Origin of the sequence: Sphingomonas sp. NY01, assembly GCF_038809135.1 — a bacterium.
GTDB classification, from domain to species: Bacteria; Pseudomonadota; Alphaproteobacteria; order Sphingomonadales; family Sphingomonadaceae; genus Sphingomonas; species Sphingomonas carotinifaciens.
In genome coordinates this window covers 1171460-1190112 of record NZ_CP101722.1, presented here as the reverse complement: position 1 = coordinate 1190112, position 18653 = coordinate 1171460, and the positions used below count along the sequence as shown (strand labels likewise).

Annotated in this window: 19 protein-coding genes; all 19 read left to right on the top strand. The window is 68.2% G+C overall.

Annotated elements, in window-relative coordinates; all coding sequences use genetic code 11:
- Positions 1-6 precede the first annotated feature (6 nt).
- Positions 7-489: a hypothetical protein gene (locus NPJ82_RS05910; RefSeq protein WP_342658660.1), complete on the top strand. Its 483-nt coding sequence runs from the start codon at positions 7-9 to the stop codon at positions 487-489.
- Position 490: 1 nt separating this feature from the next.
- A complete protein-coding gene (locus tag NPJ82_RS05905; RefSeq protein WP_342658659.1) occupies positions 491-2248 on the top strand; it encodes a terminase TerL endonuclease subunit in 1758 nt (585 codons plus the stop codon).
- A gap of 11 nt (positions 2249-2259) precedes the next feature.
- Entirely contained in the window at positions 2260-3612 is a 1353-nt protein-coding gene (locus NPJ82_RS05900) for a phage portal protein (RefSeq protein WP_342658658.1), read from the top strand.
- Positions 3609-4505 carry a S49 family peptidase gene (locus NPJ82_RS05895; protein WP_342658657.1) on the top strand — a complete coding sequence of 299 codons (897 nt, stop codon included), beginning with the start codon at positions 3609-3611 and terminating at the stop codon, positions 4503-4505. The genes NPJ82_RS05900 and NPJ82_RS05895 overlap by 4 nt, the downstream gene beginning before the upstream one ends.
- Before the next feature lie 60 nt (positions 4506-4565).
- Positions 4566-6032, top strand: coding sequence for a phage major capsid protein (locus NPJ82_RS05890; RefSeq protein WP_342658656.1), 1467 nt, complete (start codon positions 4566-4568; stop codon positions 6030-6032).
- Between the two features lie 55 nt (positions 6033-6087).
- Positions 6088-6576 carry a hypothetical protein gene (locus tag NPJ82_RS05885; RefSeq protein ID WP_342658655.1) on the top strand — a complete coding sequence of 163 codons (489 nt, stop codon included), beginning with the start codon at positions 6088-6090 and terminating at the stop codon, positions 6574-6576.
- Positions 6577-6578: 2 nt separating this feature from the next.
- Positions 6579-7151 (top strand): head-tail connector protein, encoded by a 573-nt coding sequence (locus NPJ82_RS05880; RefSeq protein WP_342658654.1) that lies wholly within the window; start codon positions 6579-6581, stop codon positions 7149-7151.
- Positions 7148-7498, top strand: coding sequence for a phage head closure protein (locus tag NPJ82_RS05875; RefSeq protein WP_342658653.1), 351 nt, complete (start codon positions 7148-7150; stop codon positions 7496-7498). Before NPJ82_RS05880 ends, NPJ82_RS05875 begins: the two co-directional genes overlap by 4 nt.
- Entirely contained in the window at positions 7495-7908 is a 414-nt protein-coding gene (locus NPJ82_RS05870; RefSeq protein WP_342658652.1) for an HK97-gp10 family putative phage morphogenesis protein, read from the top strand. The genes NPJ82_RS05875 and NPJ82_RS05870 overlap by 4 nt, the downstream gene beginning before the upstream one ends.
- Positions 7909-7912: 4 nt before the next feature.
- Positions 7913-8308, top strand: a complete 396-nt coding sequence (locus NPJ82_RS05865; RefSeq protein WP_342658651.1) for a DUF3168 domain-containing protein — start codon at positions 7913-7915, stop codon at positions 8306-8308.
- Positions 8309-8319: 11 nt separating this feature from the next.
- Positions 8320-8490, top strand: a complete 171-nt coding sequence (locus tag NPJ82_RS05860; RefSeq protein ID WP_342658650.1) for a hypothetical protein — start codon at positions 8320-8322, stop codon at positions 8488-8490.
- 30 nt (positions 8491-8520) lie between these two features.
- On the top strand, positions 8521-8952 hold the full coding sequence (locus tag NPJ82_RS05855; RefSeq protein ID WP_342658649.1) for a phage tail tube protein: 432 nt from the start codon (positions 8521-8523) through the stop codon (positions 8950-8952).
- Between the two features lie 2 nt (positions 8953-8954).
- Complete coding sequence (locus NPJ82_RS05850; protein WP_342658648.1) at positions 8955-9308, top strand: hypothetical protein; 354 nt, start codon at positions 8955-8957, stop codon at positions 9306-9308.
- Positions 9309-9418: 110 nt separating this feature from the next.
- Positions 9419-9589 (top strand): hypothetical protein, encoded by a 171-nt coding sequence (locus NPJ82_RS05845; protein WP_342658647.1) that lies wholly within the window; start codon positions 9419-9421, stop codon positions 9587-9589.
- 13 nt (positions 9590-9602) lie between these two features.
- Positions 9603-13082, top strand: a complete 3480-nt coding sequence (locus NPJ82_RS05840) for a phage tail tape measure protein (protein WP_342658646.1) — start codon at positions 9603-9605, stop codon at positions 13080-13082.
- Positions 13079-13666 carry a hypothetical protein gene (locus NPJ82_RS05835; RefSeq protein WP_342658645.1) on the top strand — a complete coding sequence of 196 codons (588 nt, stop codon included), beginning with the start codon at positions 13079-13081 and terminating at the stop codon, positions 13664-13666. Before NPJ82_RS05840 ends, NPJ82_RS05835 begins: the two co-directional genes overlap by 4 nt.
- Positions 13663-14289, top strand: a complete 627-nt coding sequence (locus tag NPJ82_RS05830) for a hypothetical protein (protein WP_342658644.1) — start codon at positions 13663-13665, stop codon at positions 14287-14289. The genes NPJ82_RS05835 and NPJ82_RS05830 overlap by 4 nt, the downstream gene beginning before the upstream one ends.
- A gap of 1 nt (position 14290) precedes the next feature.
- Positions 14291-14725: a hypothetical protein gene (locus tag NPJ82_RS05825; protein ID WP_298090454.1), complete on the top strand. Its 435-nt coding sequence runs from the start codon at positions 14291-14293 to the stop codon at positions 14723-14725.
- Complete coding sequence (locus NPJ82_RS05820) at positions 14722-18624, top strand: hypothetical protein (protein WP_342658643.1); 3903 nt, start codon at positions 14722-14724, stop codon at positions 18622-18624. The genes NPJ82_RS05825 and NPJ82_RS05820 overlap by 4 nt, the downstream gene beginning before the upstream one ends.
- Positions 18625-18653 lie beyond the last annotated feature (29 nt).

The window sequence follows — 18653 nt, the reverse complement described above, 5'->3', positions numbered from 1 at the left end:
TTTCGCATGGCGGAAGATTTGGGACGCGACCTGTTCGGCGATCCCGTTCTGCCGAGCAAGGAAGCCCGTGGGCGACCGGAGCATTCCTGGTCCCGCGAAAACTCGAACAAGGTGCTGCTGGCGTTCGCGCTGGGCCGGAGCGTCAAAGAGGCGGCAACGGCGATCGGGGTCTCGGTCCCGACGCTGCGCAAACATTATTTTTCCGAGGTCGAAAAGCAGAAGGACGCGAGGTTGCGCATGGAGATGACGCAGCTCGCCCGGCTGAACGACGCCGCCACGGCGGGCAACGTCACAGCCGAGAAGGAACTGTTCAAGCGCTTCGACAAGGCAAGGCAGGTGGAGGTCGCCGACCGCGTGGCCGAGCGTGGCCGCAACGGTGCCCCCGTCCGCCAGCCGAAGCCGGGGAAGAAGGCGGCGGCCAAGGCTGCGGCGGGTGCGGTGCAGGGCAAGTTCGCCCCGCCCCCGGTCCCGTCGAAGCTGATCAACTGACGTGACGGAGCGCACCTGGTCGACCGCTTGCCCCGACTGGCGGGAGCGCATCGTCGCGGGCCAATCGCTGGTCCCGATGGAGCCGCTGTTTCCAGACGAGGCGGAAGCGGCGCTGGAGGTCTTCAAGTCGCTGCGCATCGTCGACGTGCCCGGCATGCCGACCTTCGGCGAGGCGTGCGAACAGTTCGTGTTCGACTTCGTGGAGGCCATCTTCGGCGCGCAGGACCCGGAGACGGGGCGCCGGCTGATCTGGGAGTTCATGCTCCTGATCAGCAAGAAGAACTCGAAGTCGACGATTGCGGCCGGGATCATGGTCACGGCGCTTATCCGCAACTGGCGGCAGGGCGCCGAGCTGCTGGTGCTGGCGCCGACGAAGGAAGTCGCGGGCAACGTCTTCACGCCTGCGGCCGCGATGGTGCGGGCTGATCCGGAGCTGATGGAGATCCTGAAGCCGATCGACCACGAGAAGAAGATCAGGCATCTTGTGAACGACGCCGAGCTGAAGGTCGTGTCGGCAGACGCCGGCGTCGTCAGCGGCAAGAAGGCGGCGTTCGTTCTGGTCGACGAGCTCTGGGTCTTCGGCAAGGACCCGAAGGCGGCCGCGATGCTGATGGAGGCCACCGGCGGGCGCGTGTCGCGTCCTGAAGGCTTCGTCGTGTATCTGTCGACGCATAGCGACGAGCCGCCCCGGGGCGTGTTCAAGGACAAGCTCGACCAGTTCCGTGGCGTCCGCGATGGAACGATCGTAAACCGGCGCAAGCTGGGGATGCTCTACGAGTGGCCGGAGGAGATGCTGGAGCGGGACGCGTATCTCGATCCGGCCAACTTCTACATCACGAACCCGAACATCGGCCGGTCGGTCGATGCCGAGTATATCGAGGAGAAGCTGATCGAGGCGCAGGGCGGCGAGCCCGGCGACCTTCAGGTCTTCCTCGCCAAGCACCTGAACGTCGAGATCGGCACCCGTCTGTCGCGGGACCGCTGGACCGGCGCGGAGTTCTGGGACGCTGCGGCCGATCGGTCGCTGACGCTTCAGGACCTGATCCGGCGCAGCGAGGTCATCGTCGCCGGGATCGATGGCGGCGGCTTGGACGACCTTCTCGGCCTGTGCCTGATCGGCCGCGAGAAGGGCAGCAAGCGCTGGCTGGTCTGGGCGCGGGCCTGGGCGTGGTCGATCGTCTGGGACCGCCGCAAGGACATCGCGACCAAGCTGGACGAGTTCCGGACCGAGCAGACCCTGATCCGGTGCGAGATGCCGGCGCAGGCTACGATCGATCTGTCGAAGGATGGCGACGAGGAGGAGCTGACCGACGACGTGCGCGGCGTCGCCGATGTTCTGTCGGAGGTGCAGGAGGCGGGCCTGTTCCCGGATAGCGGCGCGATCGGCCTCGATCCGGTCGGGGTTGCCAGCATCGTCGACGAACTGGTCGCGCGGGGGTTCGACGAGAACCAGCTGCGCTCGATCTCGCAGGGCTACAAGCTCAGCGCGGCGATCAAGAGCTCGGCACGCAAGCTGGCCGCCCGCACCATGCGGCATGATGGATCGTCGCTGATGCAGTGGTGCGTCGGCAACGCGAAGATGGAGCCGCGAGGGACCAGTGCGGTCGCCATCGTGAAGATGACGCCGAGTGCCAAGATCGACCCGTTCGCCGCGATGCTGAACGCCGTCATGCTGATGACGGAAAGCCCTCAAGTGGCCGATGGCCCCTCGGTCTACGAGGAGCGCGGCATTCTCGAAATCGAAGTGGATTACCTCTGATGGGACGTCTGGTGAACGCCCTCAGGGCACTGACCGCGCCGAGCATGGAAGCGAGCGCCCACTACGGCCCTTCGTCCAGCGTCGGCGCCAACGACGGCTGGTTCGTCCGCATGCTGGGCGGCGGGCCGACGAACGCCGGCACGCACGTGTCGGAGACCAACGCGCTCTATCTGCCGGTCGTCTATGCCTGCGTGAACCGGATCTCGAACCCCGTGGCGAACTTCCCGGTCGGAATCGTCGAGCCGGACGGTCGCGGCGGATGGACCCGGGTCGAGCAGCACCCGATGTCGCAGCGTCTCGGCCTGCGGCCGAACGACTTCATGTCGTCGCGGACGCTGCGCAAGACGACGCAGGCGCATGCGCTGTTGTGGGGCAACGGCTACCAGGAGATCGAGCGGAACGGGCGCGGTGAGGCGGTGGGGCTCTGGCCCCTCCTGCCCGATCGCACCCGCCCGCATCGTGACGGGGACCGGCTGGTCTTCCGCACGACGATCTCCGGGCAGACCTACCAGCTCGACCAGGAGAACGTCGCCCACGTCATGGACCTCAGCCACGACGGCTACATCGGGCTGTCGCAGGTCGCCCTCGCACGCGAGGCCATGGGGATGGCCAAGGCGCTGGAGACGTTCGGAGCCAAGTTCTTCGGCAACGACATGAAATCGGGCGGTTTCCTGATGCACCCGGGCCGGCTGGGGTCGAATGCGCGGCAGAACATCCGGGGTGCCGATGGCCAGCAGAAGGCCGCGGCGGAGAACCCGGCCGCGCCGATCGAAAAGCAAGGCGGGCTGGAGAACGCGCACCGGGTCAAGGTGCTCGAAGAAGGGATGAAGTTCATCTCGACCACCATCCCTCCGGAGGATGGTCAGTTTTTGTCGACCCGCGAGTTCCAGATCGCGGAGATCGCCCGCATGTACGACGTGCCGCTGGTGCTGCTCCAGAGCCACGAGAAGTCGACCAGCTGGGGCAGCGGCATCGAGCAGCTGATGATCGGCTTCATCATGCAGACCGTCGCGCCGTGGGTGCAGGCGACCGAGCAGGAGCTGACGTGGAAGCTGTTCACCGAAGACGAGCGCGAGCGCGGCCTGAAGGTGAAGTTCAACATGAACGCGCTGCTGCGCGGCGACATGGCCGCGCGCTCCGCCTTCTACAAGTCGATGTTCGAGCTGGGGATGACGATCAACCAGATCCTCGCGCTGGAGGACCTGAACGGCATCGGCGCCGATGGCGACATCAACTTCGTGTCGAACAACGTCCAGACGCTGGAGCGCGCCCGCACCGGCGAACCGGCACGGCCCGCTCCGGGCGAGCCCGTGCCCCGCAACACCGGCGCCGAGGCGACCGGCGCACCGGAGATCGAAGCATGAAGTATCCCTATCTGCTCGCCGCCTTCGCATCCGAGTTCTGGGCGATGGAGGAGACGAAGCTGCTGGCGATCGTCGACCTGCTGGCGATGCAGGCCGAAGGCGTGAAGTTCACGGCCGAGGAGATCGAGGCGCGGATCTCGCCCGCGACCGCCTCGGCCGTGGCCCGCAAGGAAGGCGCCGTCGCCGTGGTGCCGCTGCGCGGCGTCATCTCGCCGCGCGCGAGCATCGTCGAGAACAGCTCGACGGGTGGCGGCACCACGGCCGAGGGCTTCGCGGCCACGATCGAGCGCATGGCCGACGATGACGGCGTGAAGGCGATCATCGTCGACGCGGACACGCCGGGCGGCAATGTTTTGGGCGTCGACGAGGCGTCGGCAGCAGTCGCGGCGGTGCGTGGGCGCAAGCCGATCGTCGTCCAGGTGACTGGCTATCTGGCCAGCGCGGGCTACTGGATCGGCGCGTCGGCCGACGAGATTGTGATGTCGCCGAGCTCGGCGGTCGGCGCGATCGGCGTGCGCACCGCCTATGACGACGTTACCGAGGCGCTGACCAAGGCTGGCATCACCCGTGAGATCATCGCGGCGGGCAAGTTCAAGGGCGAGGGCCTGCTCGGCCCGCTGTCCGACGACACCCGGACATACATGCAGGGCCGGATCGACGAGTATTACAGCATGTTCGTCGACCGCGTCGCAGCCGGCCGCGGGGTCACCGCTGCCGCGGTTCGCGACGGTTTCGGGCAGGGCCGCATGCTCGGCGCCAAGGGCGCCGTCCGCGAGAAGATGGCGGACCGCGTCGCCACCATGAAGGAAACGCTGGATCGCTTCGGCGCCGGCGGTCCTGCTCCCCGGCGCCTGGCGCCGGAGCGAGAACGGCGGGCGCTCGCCCTCCGCTGAAATCCTGCCCTTCGGAAGGGATCGCCCCGCCCGGTCGTCGACCTGGGCGGATGAAGGCGCTTGCTCGACACCACCAAGGCCTACGGGCCGGGAGATCATCCAATGCAGAAGACCATGCTTCTCGCGGCCATGTGCTCGGCCGCAATCCTCGGGCCGATGTCGGCGAGCGAGCGTCGGCTCGGCCGCTACATGCGGCGTCCCGAAGGTCACGGCAATCAGCCGTCGCCGGTCGCCGCCCTTCGCGTGCAGCGCACCGACCTCGTCGCCAAGCTGCGCGGCATGATCGAAGCGGCCGAAGGCGAAAACCGCGACTTCACCGCGGAGGAGACCGAGGCCTATGACGGCCTGAACGCCCAGCTGACCAGCCTCGACGCGCGCATCGCCCGCCTGACGGGGCTCGCGACCGTGGAAGCGGCCGGCGATGCGGTCACGCCGGCCGTCTCCCGGCGTCAGGGCGTGACCATCCCGCAGGGTCCCCACGCCGCTCGCGAGTTCGAAAGCCTCGGCGAGTTCATGGCGGCCGTCCGCTTCAACCCGGGCGACCAGCGCCTGAACTTCGTCGAGGGTGTCGGCGCGGTCGGCGAGGACGGGACCGAGATCGGTGCGGAGCTTCGCATGGATCAGCACCAGACGGGCGGCGGCTTCCTCGTCCCGACGCAGTTCCGGCAGGAGATCATGCGGGTCGAGCCGCAGGACGCACTGGTGCGCCCGCGCGCCAACGTCATCCCCGCCGGGTCTCCGCCCGACGCGGCGCTGACGATCCCCGCGCTCGATCAGACCGGCGCCGGCCCGAACAACATCTTCGGCGGTGTCCAGGTCCAGTGGATCGAGGAAGGCGGTAACAAGCCGGAGACCGACGTCGCGCTGCGGTCGATCACGCTGGAGCCGAAGGAAGTCGCCGGCACGATCGTCGTGACCGACAAGATGCTGCGCAACTGGGCGGCGTCGAGCAGCTTCCTGGAAAGCATGCTGCGCGGCGCCGTGACGCAGGCGGAGGAGTTCGCGTTCCTGCGCGGCGACGGTGTCGGCAAGCCCCTCGGCGCGATCAACGCTCCGGCCATGTTCTACGTGAACCGGCGCGGTGCCGGCCAGATCACCTATCTCGACCTCGTCGACATGGTGGCGCATCTCCTGATGCGGGGCGGCACGTCGCCGGTCTGGACGATGCCGCAGGGCGCACTCGTCCAGATCGCGACCCTTCAGGACCCGGAAGGCCGCTACATCTGGAAGCCGGATGCGCGCGACGGCTTCGCCGGCACCCTGCTCGGCTACCCGGTCCGCTGGGACAACCGCGCGCCGCTGCTCGGTACCAAGGGCGACGTGACCCTGATCGACTGGTCGCAGTACCTGATCAAGGACGGCTCCGGGCCGTTCGTCGCCGCGTCCGAGCACGTCCTGTTCCGTCAGAACAAGACGGTGATCAAGATCTTCTGGAACGTCGACGGCAAGCCTTGGCTGACCGCGCCGATCCGGGAGGAGAACGGCTGGCAGGTGTCGCCGTTCGTTGGCCTCACGGTTCCGGCCTGACCCACCCCTGCCCCGGCCACGTTGGCCGGGGCATCCTCATATCGATAGGTGATCGATGCGATATCTCGTGATTTCGCCGTGCGAAGACGTGCGCACTGGCAAGGCGTTCGAGCAGGGCGACGAGTTCCTGCCCGAACCCGATGGCGCGCAGGCCGTGCGCCTGGTCAACGCCGGGTGTCTTCGTGTCATTCCGGATGACGCGCCCCGCCTCCCCGGCACCGAAGGCACCGATGCCCTGATCGCCGATCTGCGCGAGCAGCTGGACCGCGCCGGGGAAACCATCGTCGGCCTGAACCTGCGGCTCGACAAGGCCGTCACCGAAGCCGGGCAGCTGTCGTCGGATCTGAAGGATGCGATCGAGCATCGCAACACGGCCTCGGATGAGTCGCTTGGCCTGCGTGGCGAGAACGAGAAGCTGGCCGCGCGCGTCGCCGATCTGGAGCAGCAGCTCGACGCTGCCACCAAGCCGGCCGACGAGAAGGGCGAGGAACAGAGCGGCGCCAGTGAGACGCCTCCTGCGAAGACCACCAAGGCGAAGGGCTGACGATGTCCCGCGTCGTCGTCGTCACGCCGCCCAAGCCGGTCGTCAAGCTGGACGACCTGAAGAAGCACGTGAAGGTCGAGCATGACGACGACGATGTCCTGCTGGAGGCATATCTCGCCGCGGCGACCGCGCATATCGACGGGCCGGATGGATGGCTCGGCCGCGCACTCGGCGTCCAGACCCTGGAGGCTGGCCTCGACGGGTTCGTCTATGACCCGATCCCGCTGCCGTGCCGGCCGGTCCTTTCGATCGACAGCGTCCGCTACGAGGACGTGACGGGTTTGTGGCGGGATCTGGCGCCTGACGTGTACGAGCTGCGCGACGACATGCTGGGCACGGCATGGGGCAAGTCCTGGCCGGGCACCCGTGCCTATCGCGGCGCCAGCCGGTCGACGGTGATCCGCTACCGCGCCGGGTACGAAACGGTGCCCGCACCGATCACCGTCGCGATCATGATGATGGCGGCAGACCTCTACAAGTTCCGGGAAAGTTCGGTCGCCGGCGTCAGCGTGACCAAGGTCGAGATCCCGGTCGCGGCGCAGATGCTGCTGAATCCGTTCCGGGTGTTCGTATGATCGACGCCGGCGAGCTGGACCGGCGGATCGAGATCCTGCGGGCCGATACGATCGACGACGGTCTGTCCCAAGTGACTGGCCCCTTCCGGCCGATCGGCAGGCGCTGGGCGAAAAAGACGGATGTCAGCGATGGCGAGCAGATCCGGGCGGCGCAGGTCGAGCAGTCGCTGACGGCGCGCTTCCTGGTGCGTCACGACAGCCTGACCGCCCGGATCGACGGCACGTACCGCCTGGCCTGCGAAGGCACGACCTATGAGGTCACGGGCACGAAGGAAGCGCGAGGGCGCCGGGTCGGGATCGAGATCACGACCGCATCGCTCGTCGAGAAGAAGGCGGCGGGCGCATGAAGGTGAAGGTCACGTCCACCGGCACCAAGGACATCGCGCGCCGGCTCGACGCCATGTCGAAGGCGCTCCAGCGCAAGACGATCATCCCGGTGCTGATCAAGAACACACAGCCGATCGCCGATGACATGCGGGACAAGGCGCCGCGTCGCAGTGGCCAGCTGGCCAACAGCGTCACGGTGTCGACCCGCCTGTCGCCGCATCAGGCTACGGTGAACGAGCCGATCGCGCAGTTCGAAGTCTATGTGGGTCCCGGCCCGTTGCCGCAGGCGATCCAGGAGGAGTTCGGCAACGATCACCAGCCGGCGGAGCCGTTCATTCGTCCGGCCTACGATGCCGGCGTCGAGCGCGCGCTCCGCGGCATCGCGGAGGATGGCATCGCCGCGATCCTTGCGGCCGGCAAGAAGGGCTGACCGAATGGAGGAAGCGCTTCGCGCGGTGCTGCTCGGCACCGAACCCCTCGTCGCGCTCGTGGAGCGCCAGATCGGCTGGGGCCTGCGGTCGCAGGGCGATCCGCTGCCGGCGGTGACCCTGACGCTGATCAGCTCGGTCGCCGGGCTGATGATGACGGGCTCCAGCGGGTGGACGCGTGCGCGGGTCCAGGCCGACGTCTGGGGCCGCACCTACAAGGATGCGCGCGACGCCGCGCGGGAGATCGCGGGCCGCAGCGGTGTGCTGAACGGGGCGCGGGTCACCGTCGAGGGCGTCCGGCTGCGCACCTTCATCCAGGCCCAGCGCACGCTCGATACGCGTGACGCCGAGGGTCCCCTGTTCCGCCAGTCGATCGACGTGACGGTCTGGCACGACGCCTGAGGAGACACCCGATGAAGATCACCGTGACAATTGCCTTCTACGACCAGGAGGACGGCAACAAGCTGCGCAAGGTCGGCGCCGTGCTGGAGGTGTCGAAGGAGCGCGGCGCCGCCCTGATCAAGCTCGGTCTCGCCAACGCCGGCGAGGATGCAGCCGAACCGACCACGTCGCTCGCCAAGTAACCCCACCCTCAACACCACTGGAGACAAGCCATGGCAGAAACCGTCGCCGCGACGGACATCGGCTTCAAGACGATCCTGTCGAAGAAGTCGGGCGCGAACACTTACACGCCGTTCGCCGAGATCACCGAACTGACCCTGCCGGAGATGAGCCGGGACAGCGTGCAGTTCACGCACATGACCAGCCCGGATCATTTTCACGAGTTCAAGCCCGGGCTCGCGGATGCCGGCGAGGTCGGCGTGACCTACAATCTCGTGCCCGGTCTCGCCGACGACGCGGTGATCGCCACCCACTTCGCCAGCCGCCTCGTCGAGGGCTGGCGCATCACCTTCCCGAACGGCGCCACGCTGGACTACAACGGCTTCGCCACCGCCCATGGTCGCGCGACGCCGATCGATGACAAGATGACCGGCTCCGCGACCTTCAAGATCTCGGGCAAGCCCGTGATGACGCCGGCGGCCTGATCATGGCGGCCAAGCTCAAGGGCGAGGTGTCCTTCAAGGCCCTCGCCAGCACGTTCACGCTCGTCGTGGACTTCAACGCGATCTGTGCGATCGAGGACGAGCTCGACATCAAGATCGACGAGATCGGCGATCGGCTGAAGGGGAGCGGCAAGACGATCCGCTCCGTCTTCCGCATCGGCCTCGCCGCCCGACATGGGACGCTGACCGATCTGGAGGCCGGCAACCTCATCCAGGAGATCGGCGTCATGAAGGCGGCCGAACTGCTGGCCGAGGCGATGACCGCCTCCTTCCCGGAGGCGAAGAAAGCCGCAAGCCCTCGGGCGCCGGCGACAGCGCCGGAGACAGCTGGAGCATAGAGCGGGCGCTGTCGGTCTGGCTGGAACTCGGCCTGGGCACTGACCCGGCCGAGTTCTTCCGCTGGACGCCCCGTCTCCTGGATCTCGCCGTCGCGGCCAAGGCCGAAGCGGTGCGGGTCGAAAACGATCGCGCGATCGAGCGCGTTTATCTGGGCGCCATGCTCGGCCGGGTGAAGAAGCCGCCTCCGCTGGAGAAGCTGCTCAGTCGCCGCAAGCCGAAGCCGATGGCGTGGCAGGACATGCTGAAGGCGGCCGAAGGCTGGTGCGCCTCCCTCAAGTAAAGGACCGGACCACATGGCAATCGCTGTCGTCGGCGCGGCGCGCGTCCAGTTCGGCGCCGACATCATCGACTTCGAGACCGGTGCGCACCGGGTCCAGTCGATCACCGAACAGGTCTCCGACAAGTTCAAGGAACTGGAGAAGACCGTCCGCACCGTCGGGTTAGTGATGACCGCCGCGATCACCGTGCCGTTCGCGGCGATGGTGCGAGCGGTCGATCGCGGCGCCGGCAGCTTCGAAGGACAGATGAAGCGCGTCGAGGCGGCGCTCGACAACGTGTCGGGCGAGCAGCTGAAGGCACTGTCCGATCAGGCCCGCCAGCTGGGTCCCACCGTGGGCAAGGGCGCGACCGAGGCCGCGACGGGGATCGAGGAGCTTGGCCTAGCCGGCCTGTCGACCGCGGACATCCTCGGCGGTGGTCTGAAGGCTACGCTGGATCTGGCAGCGGCCGGCATGTCGGACGTCGCGCCTGCGGCCGGCCTCGTGACGGACGTCATGGGCCAGTTCAAGCAGACGGCCGCTGACCTGCCGCGCGTGGTGCAGCAGGTCGTCGGGTCGATGGACGCGTCGAAGTTCGGGTTCGAGGACTTCCAGCTCGCCGTCGCGCAGGGCGGCGGTGTGGCGGCCGCTGCCGGCGTCAGCTTCGGCGAGTTCGCGACCGCCATCGCCGCCACGTCGACGCAGTTCTCCAGCGGCAGCGACGCGGGCACCTCGTTCAAGACGTACATCCAGAGCCTCGTGCCCGCATCGGATGAAGCCGCGCGCGTGATGAAGACGCTGGGCATCCAGTTCTTCGACACTGACGGCCGGATGAAGCCCCTCGCCGAACAGGCGGAGGTGTTGCGCAAGACGCTGGGCGACCTGTCCGACGAGAGCAAGAACGAAGCCCTGAAGACGATCTTCGGGTCGGATGCGGCGCGCACAGCCATCGCGTTGATGGAGCAGGGCCGCGAGGGTTTCCAGCGCTATGCGGACGTCGTCGCGGGCGGTGACGTGGAGGGCAAGATCGCCAAGCGCCTTGAAGGCGCCGAGGCGGCGGGCAATCGCGTCCGCGTCGCCTGGGAGAGCGTGAAGATCGCGCTCGGTCTCGACACCGGCCTGTTGACGATCACGGCCGCGATCAAGAACGCCTTTGCCGGCTTTCTGGAGATGATCGCGCGCGCATCGCCGGCGGTCCACATGATCGGCGCGGCGTTCGCCGGCCTTGCGTCGCTGATGGGGCCGCTGATCGCGATCTTCGCCGCGGTCGGCGCGCACATGCTCGCCTATTTCGTTTCGGGCTTCGGCCTGGTCGGCAAGGCGATCGCTCTTATCGTTTCGCCGGTCACGACGATCCTGCAGATGCTCGGCGAGGCTGGCCTGATGCGGGTGCTGGGTATGGTCGGTGCGCGTCTGGCGGCGCTGCTCGGCCCGGTCGGGCTCGCGATCGGTGCCTTCATCCTGATGCGGGACAACATCCTGCCGGTGCTGGGCCAGATCTGGGACAAGCTGACGAACACGCTTGGGCCTCCCCTGGCGGCGATCATCGGCAAGGTCGGGGCCATCTTCTCCACGCTGGCCAGCGGGCCTGCGGCGACGGCGGTGTCCGCGTTGATGGGCCTGCTCGGCGGGCTGGCGGACGTTCTGGGTGTCGTCGTCGCGGGCGTGTTGGCGATCGTCGGCGAACTGCTGGTGCGGACGCTCGGCGCGGGCGTGGCGGTGATCGGCGGTTTCGTCGGTGCGGTCGAGGGTATGGTTTCCGCAGTCAGCGCGCTCCTGACCGGCGACTTCGCCGGCGCTTGGAACGCCCTGATCGGCGCCGTAACCTCGATCATGGACGGGATGGTCGATGCCGTCGTGTCGATGGTGCCGGATCTCGAACTGCCGCTGCGCACCGCCTACGAGGCGGCCAAGGCATGGCTCGCCGATGGGTTCGGCAGCGTGCTGACCTGGGTATCGGAGGCTGTCAGGTCGGCGGTCACCTATGTGGCCAGCGTCTTCCCCAACGTCGTGGCGGCCGCAAAGGGCGTCTACGAGGGCGTGAAGGGCTGGCTCGTCGACAAGTTCGGCGGGATACTCTCGTGGGTGTCGTCGGCCGCTGCGTTCATCAGCGACCGGTTCGCCGAGATCAAGAAGAACCTCGGACTGGGCGACGCTGCGGCTGCGGCCACGCCAGCAGCGCCTCCCGCGCCGAAGCCCGTCGCCGCGCCTCCGGCCGCGCCGAAGCGGTCGGTCGACTTCGACAAGGACAAGAAGAAGAAGCGCGAGAAGAAGGGGCGCGATACCACCTATGACGCCACCAACCGCGAGCAGCTGCGCCTCCAGAACGAACTGGAAGCGGCCCGGCTGCGCGGCGATCGCGAGACCGAACAGCGCATCCAAAGCCGGCTGGATCTCGAAAAGCAGATCGAGGCGTATCAGCGCACCGGCCTGACGCACGAGCAGGCCCGCGTGCTGGCGCAGCGGGACATGACGGAGCTGGCCGCGGCGCGCGCGCAGGCGGTCGCCCGGGAGATCGCGGACGAGCAGCAGCAGGTCGCGCTCGACGTGGCGCAGCTGGGCAACAACGCCGCGCTGGAGGACAGCCTGTCGCGGCAGGTGGAGTTGAAGCGCCGCATCGCCTTCTACTACGCCCAGACCCGTGATCTGGCGGAGGCCACCCGGCTTGCCGAGGCTGACCAGGCCAAGGTCGATGCGGCCCGGCTGGCGGTACGGGAGCGCTGGTTCGCGGAGGATGCGCAGGACCGCGAACTGCGGCTGGCGCAGGCGCGGTGCGAAAGCGAGGAGCGCATCCGCCTCCTTCAGCGCGAGATCGACATCCGCGAGCGAGCGCGCGAGCTGGAGCGGCAGGGCATGGGCGCCGACGAGGCGGCGCGGCGCGCGGCGACCGAGTGGAGCGAGGGCGAGAAGGCGCGGCAGACCGGTGTCTTCCGCGACACCTTCAAGGCCGGCGTGCAGGCCGCGATGGGCGGCGACCTGAAGGACTGGTTCCAGAACTGGTGGCGCGACCGCGTCGCCAAGGGGATGGAGGATGCGCTCAACAGCCTCGCGGACCTGATCTCGAACCTGTTCTCGAAAGCCGGCCAAGGTGCGGCGAACGGCGGTGGTGGCATCCTTGGCGCGCTGGGCGGTGCGCTAGGAGCCGTCTTCGGGAAATCGCCATCGAGCGGGATCGGCGCCATCAACACCACGACCTGGGGGGAGGCCGGCGCCGTCAGTCTCGGTTTCGACAGCAGCAACTTGCCCAAGTTCAACACCGGCGGGTCGTTCAGGGTGGGCGGCATGGCCGGCATCGATCGGAACGTCGTCAGCATGAAGCTGAGCCGTGGCGAGATGGTCGACATCACCAAACCCGGAGCCGAGCGTGAGGCCCCGCCTGCGGTCGTGCAGCTCGCGGTCGAGGAGGGGTCGCTGTTCCGGCCGGTCGTCCGGCAGGAAGCGGGCAACGTCTCGGTTCAGACCACCCGCACCAAGGCGCGTGCCGACGCACGCGCGCAGAGCCGGAGGCTCCGTTGATCGATCTGTCGGAGATCCTGCTCGACGATGTGCAGCCGGCCGTCCTCGACTTCGGGGGCACCCTCAAGCCGGCACTGGGCGGGGCTTGGCAGCGCATCATGCGGATCGGGACGCGGTGGGCGTTCACGATGCAGACGCCGAAGCTGGATGCGGAGCCGGATCTCCGCGTCTGGTCCTCACGCCTTGCGCAAGCGAAGCTGGAGACCGGCCTCGTCTGGATACCGGAGCCGGATCTCGTCTTCGGGCCGGAGGGTGCGCCGCGGGTGGCGCAGGCCGTGAATGGCGGCACCTCGCTGCCGCTGTCGGGTCTGACCCCTGGGCTCGTCATTCCGGAGGGCAAGTGGCTGTCGATCATCCATGACGGGCGACGCTACGTCTACCGGGTCGCGCGGGACATGGCCGCGACGGCTGGTGGAGCGGTGACGTTGCCGATCTATCCCCTGCTCCGGACGCGTCTCGCGCCCGGCGATGTCGTCGAGCTCGCGCGGCCCAAGGTGCAGGGCGAGATCGATGGCGACTTCTCGTGGAGCGTGCCGGTCGGCCGCTCCGCGCCCCTGTCTTTCACGATCGCGGAGGAAGAATGACCCCCCAGATGGAGGCCGCCCTCGCCGGGCGGCGCGTGCTCCTCGCGGGGCTGCTGCGCATCGTCCTGCCGGATCACACGATCCGGCTGTGCGACGGCTCCGGCGTCGTGACGTGGGGGGAAGAGGTCTTCACCGGCCGCGACCCGCGCTTCGGCACGATCGGCGACGTCGAGGAGCTGGTCGAGGCGGTCGGCGATTCGATCCCCGGCCTGGAGCTGTCGCTCCTGCCTCCGACGACGTCGGCCGCGGTGACGCTGTCCTCGGCCGCGATGCAGGGCGCGCCGGTCCGGGTGTGGCTGGCGGTGGTCGACGAGACCACCGGCGCGGTCCTGCCCGATCCGGAGCTGCTGTTCGCGGGCGAGCTCGACGTGCCGTTCCTTGAGGTCGACCAGGGCACGCGCAAGCTGAACCTGTCGATCGCCAGCGCGTGGGAACGGCTGTTCGAGCCGAACGAGGGGGCGACCCTCTCCGACAGCTTCCACCGCTCGATCTTCCCGGCAGAGCGCGGGCTGAAGCACACGGTCGAGACCCAGATCGAAAAGCTCTGGGGACCGGGCGAGAAGCCCCCTGCCCTCACCTCCGTCCCCGACTTCCCCCGGGGCGGCGTCCAGGCGTACTTCTGACATGCACGATCTCGAACGCCGCGCACAGGCCGTGCGCGCCACCCTGTCACATTGGCAGGGCAAGCCCTTCGCCTATGGCGCGGTCGACTGCGTGAAGGTCGGCGCGTGGCATCTGCGCCAGATGGGCCACCACCTGACGCTGGGGCTCGCCAAGGCCGGCACCTACCGCTCGGCCAAGGGCGCCAAGCGGGCACTGACGCGCGCGGGTCACGACAGCGTCGCGGCCGCGCTGCTGGCGGCGGGGCTTGAGCAGATCCCGCTCGCCATGGCGTTGCCCGGCGACCTCGTGCTGGCCGAAGGCTCGCACGGTCTGGAATCGGTCGGCATCCTGATCGGCAACGGCGCCATCGCCGGCTTCCATGAGGACGCCCCCGACGCCGGCCTTCAGGTGATCCGTCTCAACAGCTTCGCTCCCGTGGAGGCATGGCGCGCATGAGCACGTTCTTCCGGGTGATCGGCACGGTGGCGAGCATCGTGGCCGTCATCCCCAGCCCGATCCAGCCGATCGCCGCTGCGGTCGCGGTCGGCGCCAACATCGGCGCGGCCGTCACCGCCAATCGGCCGGCGAACGACCAGCAGGGCCGCCAGTTGCAGTTCAAGATCGGCGCCGACATGCCGATCCCATTCGTCATGGGACGCTCGGCGGTGGGCGGCTCGGTCGTCTACCGGGACACCTACGGCAAGGACAACAGCTACCAGACGTTCTTCATCGTCCTGTCCGCCTCGTCGGCGCTGACCGGCATCGGCGGGATCGAGTCCTTCACGGCCGACAAGGCGACGGTGCCCTTCGCTGGCATGGAGGCGACGGGCTATTTCGCGCGCTGGATGTGGCAGGACCGCCAGCTGGGCGTGGCGCCGGCGCCGGCTGCGCTGTCGAACGGCATCCGGAATCCGCCCTACGGCTTCGCCGGCATTCCCCCGGGCTGGGGCGCGGACGCGAAGCTGTCCGGCTATGCCGCCACCTCGCTGTCGCTGCTCTACGACACCAAGGCCCGCCGCTATGCGCAGGGCGAGCCGACGCCGTCATGGATCGTGAAGGGCAACCTCGTCTACGATCCGCGCCGCGACAGCACCTATCCTGGCGGCTCCGGCCCCTGCCGGTGGGCGGACCCGTCGAACGTCGCGGCGTTCGATGCGGCACGTCGGACGTGGATCTATTCGGACACGCCCGCGCTGCACGGCTTGATGTGGCGGCTCGGCGTCTGGTGGCGCGATATGGCGGACGCCGCCTCGCGCTACCAGAAGATCATGGGCATCGGCGCGCCGATCGACATGATCGACCTCGCCGCGATCGTGCAGGCCGCCAACGTCCAGGAGGCCAACGGCTGGCGCATCGGGGGCGAGATCACCAGCGCGCAGGACAAGTGGGAGGTCCTGAAGCTGATCGAGCAGACGGGCGGCTGCGAGCCGATCGCCGTCGGCGCAATGATGTCGACGCTGGTTAAGGCGCCGCGCGTGTCGCTGCGCCGGATCACCGCGGCGGATCTGGCGGACGGCACCTTGTCGGCGCCGGGCGTGCGGCGCCGATCGGAGCGGCTGAACGGCTTCCGCGCGCGCTTCCGATCGGAGCCGCATGGCTGGGAGATCGTGCCGATCGATATCGTGCAGATCCCGGCCTATGTGGCCGAGGACGGACGCGCGAGGACGGGCAGCGGGGACTTCAGCCTGTGTCCCGATCCCGACCAGTGCGCCGAGCTCGCCGCATACGAGGTCTTCGACAGCCGCGAGCTGGAGCCGATCACGCTGCCCCTGAAGCCGTTCGCGGTCGGCTATCGGCTGGGCGACTGCCTGACGATCGATATCGAGGAGATCGGCCTCCAGAACCGCGACGTCATCGTGCGCGGTCGCCGCGTCGACCCGGCGACCGGCATCGTCACGCTGACGCTGCGGACCGAGACGGCTGCCAAGCACCCGGCTGCGCTCGGCCTGACCGGCGAGACGCCGCCCACTCCGACGTTGACGGCCGATCCGGACAGCATCGCGGCGCCCGCTGCGGGATCGTGGACGCTGACCGCCGGCACCGCGGTGTCCAACGGGCTGACCGTCCCGGCGATCTACGTCGACGGCGCCGTCGACAACAGCAACGCGGACGGCATCGTCATCGAATATCGGCGCGTCGGCGATGGAACGTGGTCGTCGACCGGGCTGCTCCCGCCCGATACCCGCCAGCGCGCGATCACGCCGGTCGAGGCTGGCGTCTCCTACGAGGCGATCGTGCGCTACCGTGGGCGCGGGATCTACAGCGACGGGCTGCTGATCGGGCCGGTCAGGACGCCGGATGCGTCGGCGGATTGGGAGACGGGTGTCACCGGGCCGAAGAAGCCCGACGACAACGCCACGAACAGTGCCGACCCTAATAGCCCCTTCGGTCCTGACGGCACGGTAAAGGAAGCGATTGCCACGCTGGAGCGGGTCGACCCGATTGAGGTGAAGACGCAGCTTCTCGACCTGATCCAGGCGGATCAGGCGGCAGCGATCCGGCAGGCTGCGCGGGATAACGCAACGCTGGCCCGCGCACTTCTCCGAGCCACGGACGAGTTGAACCGGACCCGCGAAGTTTTCCGGGACGCGGGCGTGACGGTGAACCCGGCGACGGGCGAGGTGCGCATCTATGCGGTGGATCAGGTCGCTGATCGCACTTCCCAAGCGGAAATCCGGCTGAACGCGGTGCAGTCGAGCCTCAACCTCCGCGTGACGCTCGACCAGCTAAACGAAGCGATCCTGAAGGCGCAGCTTGACCCCTCGGGGCAGGTCGATGTCGATGCGATCTTCTCGCGCCTGACCAACGTCGAGATCGGGCTGGACGGCGTCCGCGCCACCCTGCTCCTGAAGGCGGATGCCACTACGGTGACCGCACTGGGCGGGGTGGTGACGTCCGTGTCGCAGTCGCTGGACGCTCTGGCCGGGGTGGTCGAGACGAAGGCCAGCAGCACGGCCGTGTCGGGGCTGACCGAGCGGGTGGGCAGCGTCGAGCAGACGATCCGCACGCTGGGCGACGTGTCGAGCATGTCGGTCGAACTGCGCCAAGCGCGTATCGCGGTCGGCAAGGCTGGTCAGGCGCTGCTCGCCGGCGTGGTGGCGAATGAGGAAGCCAATGCGCGGCAGGTGCTGGCGCTCAGCCAGGCGCGGCAAGAATTGCAGACCTTCACCACCGAAGGACTGAAAGCGGAGGCGTTCGCGCGCACGCAGCTGACGGCCCGTGTAGGCGGCACCGAAGCATCGCTGGCGACCGAGATCCGCGTGCGGGCCGAGCAGAACGCAGCCCTGACCCAGAGCATCACCGAACAGGGCGTGCGGATCGGGCAGGTCGACGCCACCATCGTGGCGGTGCAGAAAGCGCAGGCGGACGATCGCAGCGCCAACGCGCAGGCAATCGAGCAACTGCGCTCCAGCATCGCGGCAGCGGACGGAAAGGCCGCGGCGGTCGATGCGCGCGTGACGCGCCTCGCGGAGACGTCAGCCAGTGAGGATGCCGCGCTCGCGCGCCTGATCCAGCAGGTATCTGCACGGATCAGCGGCCTTGGCGAAGTCGGACTGGAGCAGGCGTTTCAAGCGGTGGTGTCCCGGCTCGGCAAGATTGAGGGCCGCTATACCGTCACGGTCGATGCCAACGGCAACCTCAGCGGCTTCCAATTAATCGGCTCGGATGCCGGCCCGGGCAGCCTCAACCTGATCAACACCAATCTCCGGATGGGCACCGGCCTGATCATCTGGAACGATGGCAACTTCATGGAGGTGAAGGGCATCGGGTTCGGTCGGAACCGTGATCTCCTGTCCTGGTACGGACCGACCATGGCGATCGAGGCATGCACGCGAGCCAATGGCTTGGAGTGGAAAGGCACCGACGGGCTGATCTACACCGCTGCAGCGATCAAGGCGGGCCCCTACGTCAACCGTGGCACGTCGACGCTGACCGCAGCCGATGCCTCATTCACGCTCGGGCCGTTCACCAGCAACGGCGGGTCCAAGGCGGTCGTGGCCTCCTATACCTTCCGTCGTAACCGACAGGTGGCGCCAGGTGGTGGGGGCTCCGCGACCGGTGCGCCGTCCGCCACGCTGGTGCTGGAATATCAATCCGGACCCAATCTGTGGTCGCATGTCGCGACCATCCAGACCGGCAATCCCGTCGTGACCGTCATTCCCGCGACCGGAGAAGATCCCGGCGTCCTGGAAGAGGCCATGTCGGGCAGCGTCACCTGGACTGACACCCGGACGATGCTGGACGGATACCTTTACCGGCTGCGCCTGACCGCCCGCCAGCAGGCCAGCTTCACCGGCACGGCACAAGGCGCCGACAGCGTCACGCAGTCACTGTCGATCGTCTCGCAAGAATAACCTCCGAGGCCGGTACGCGCGGCCCCGCA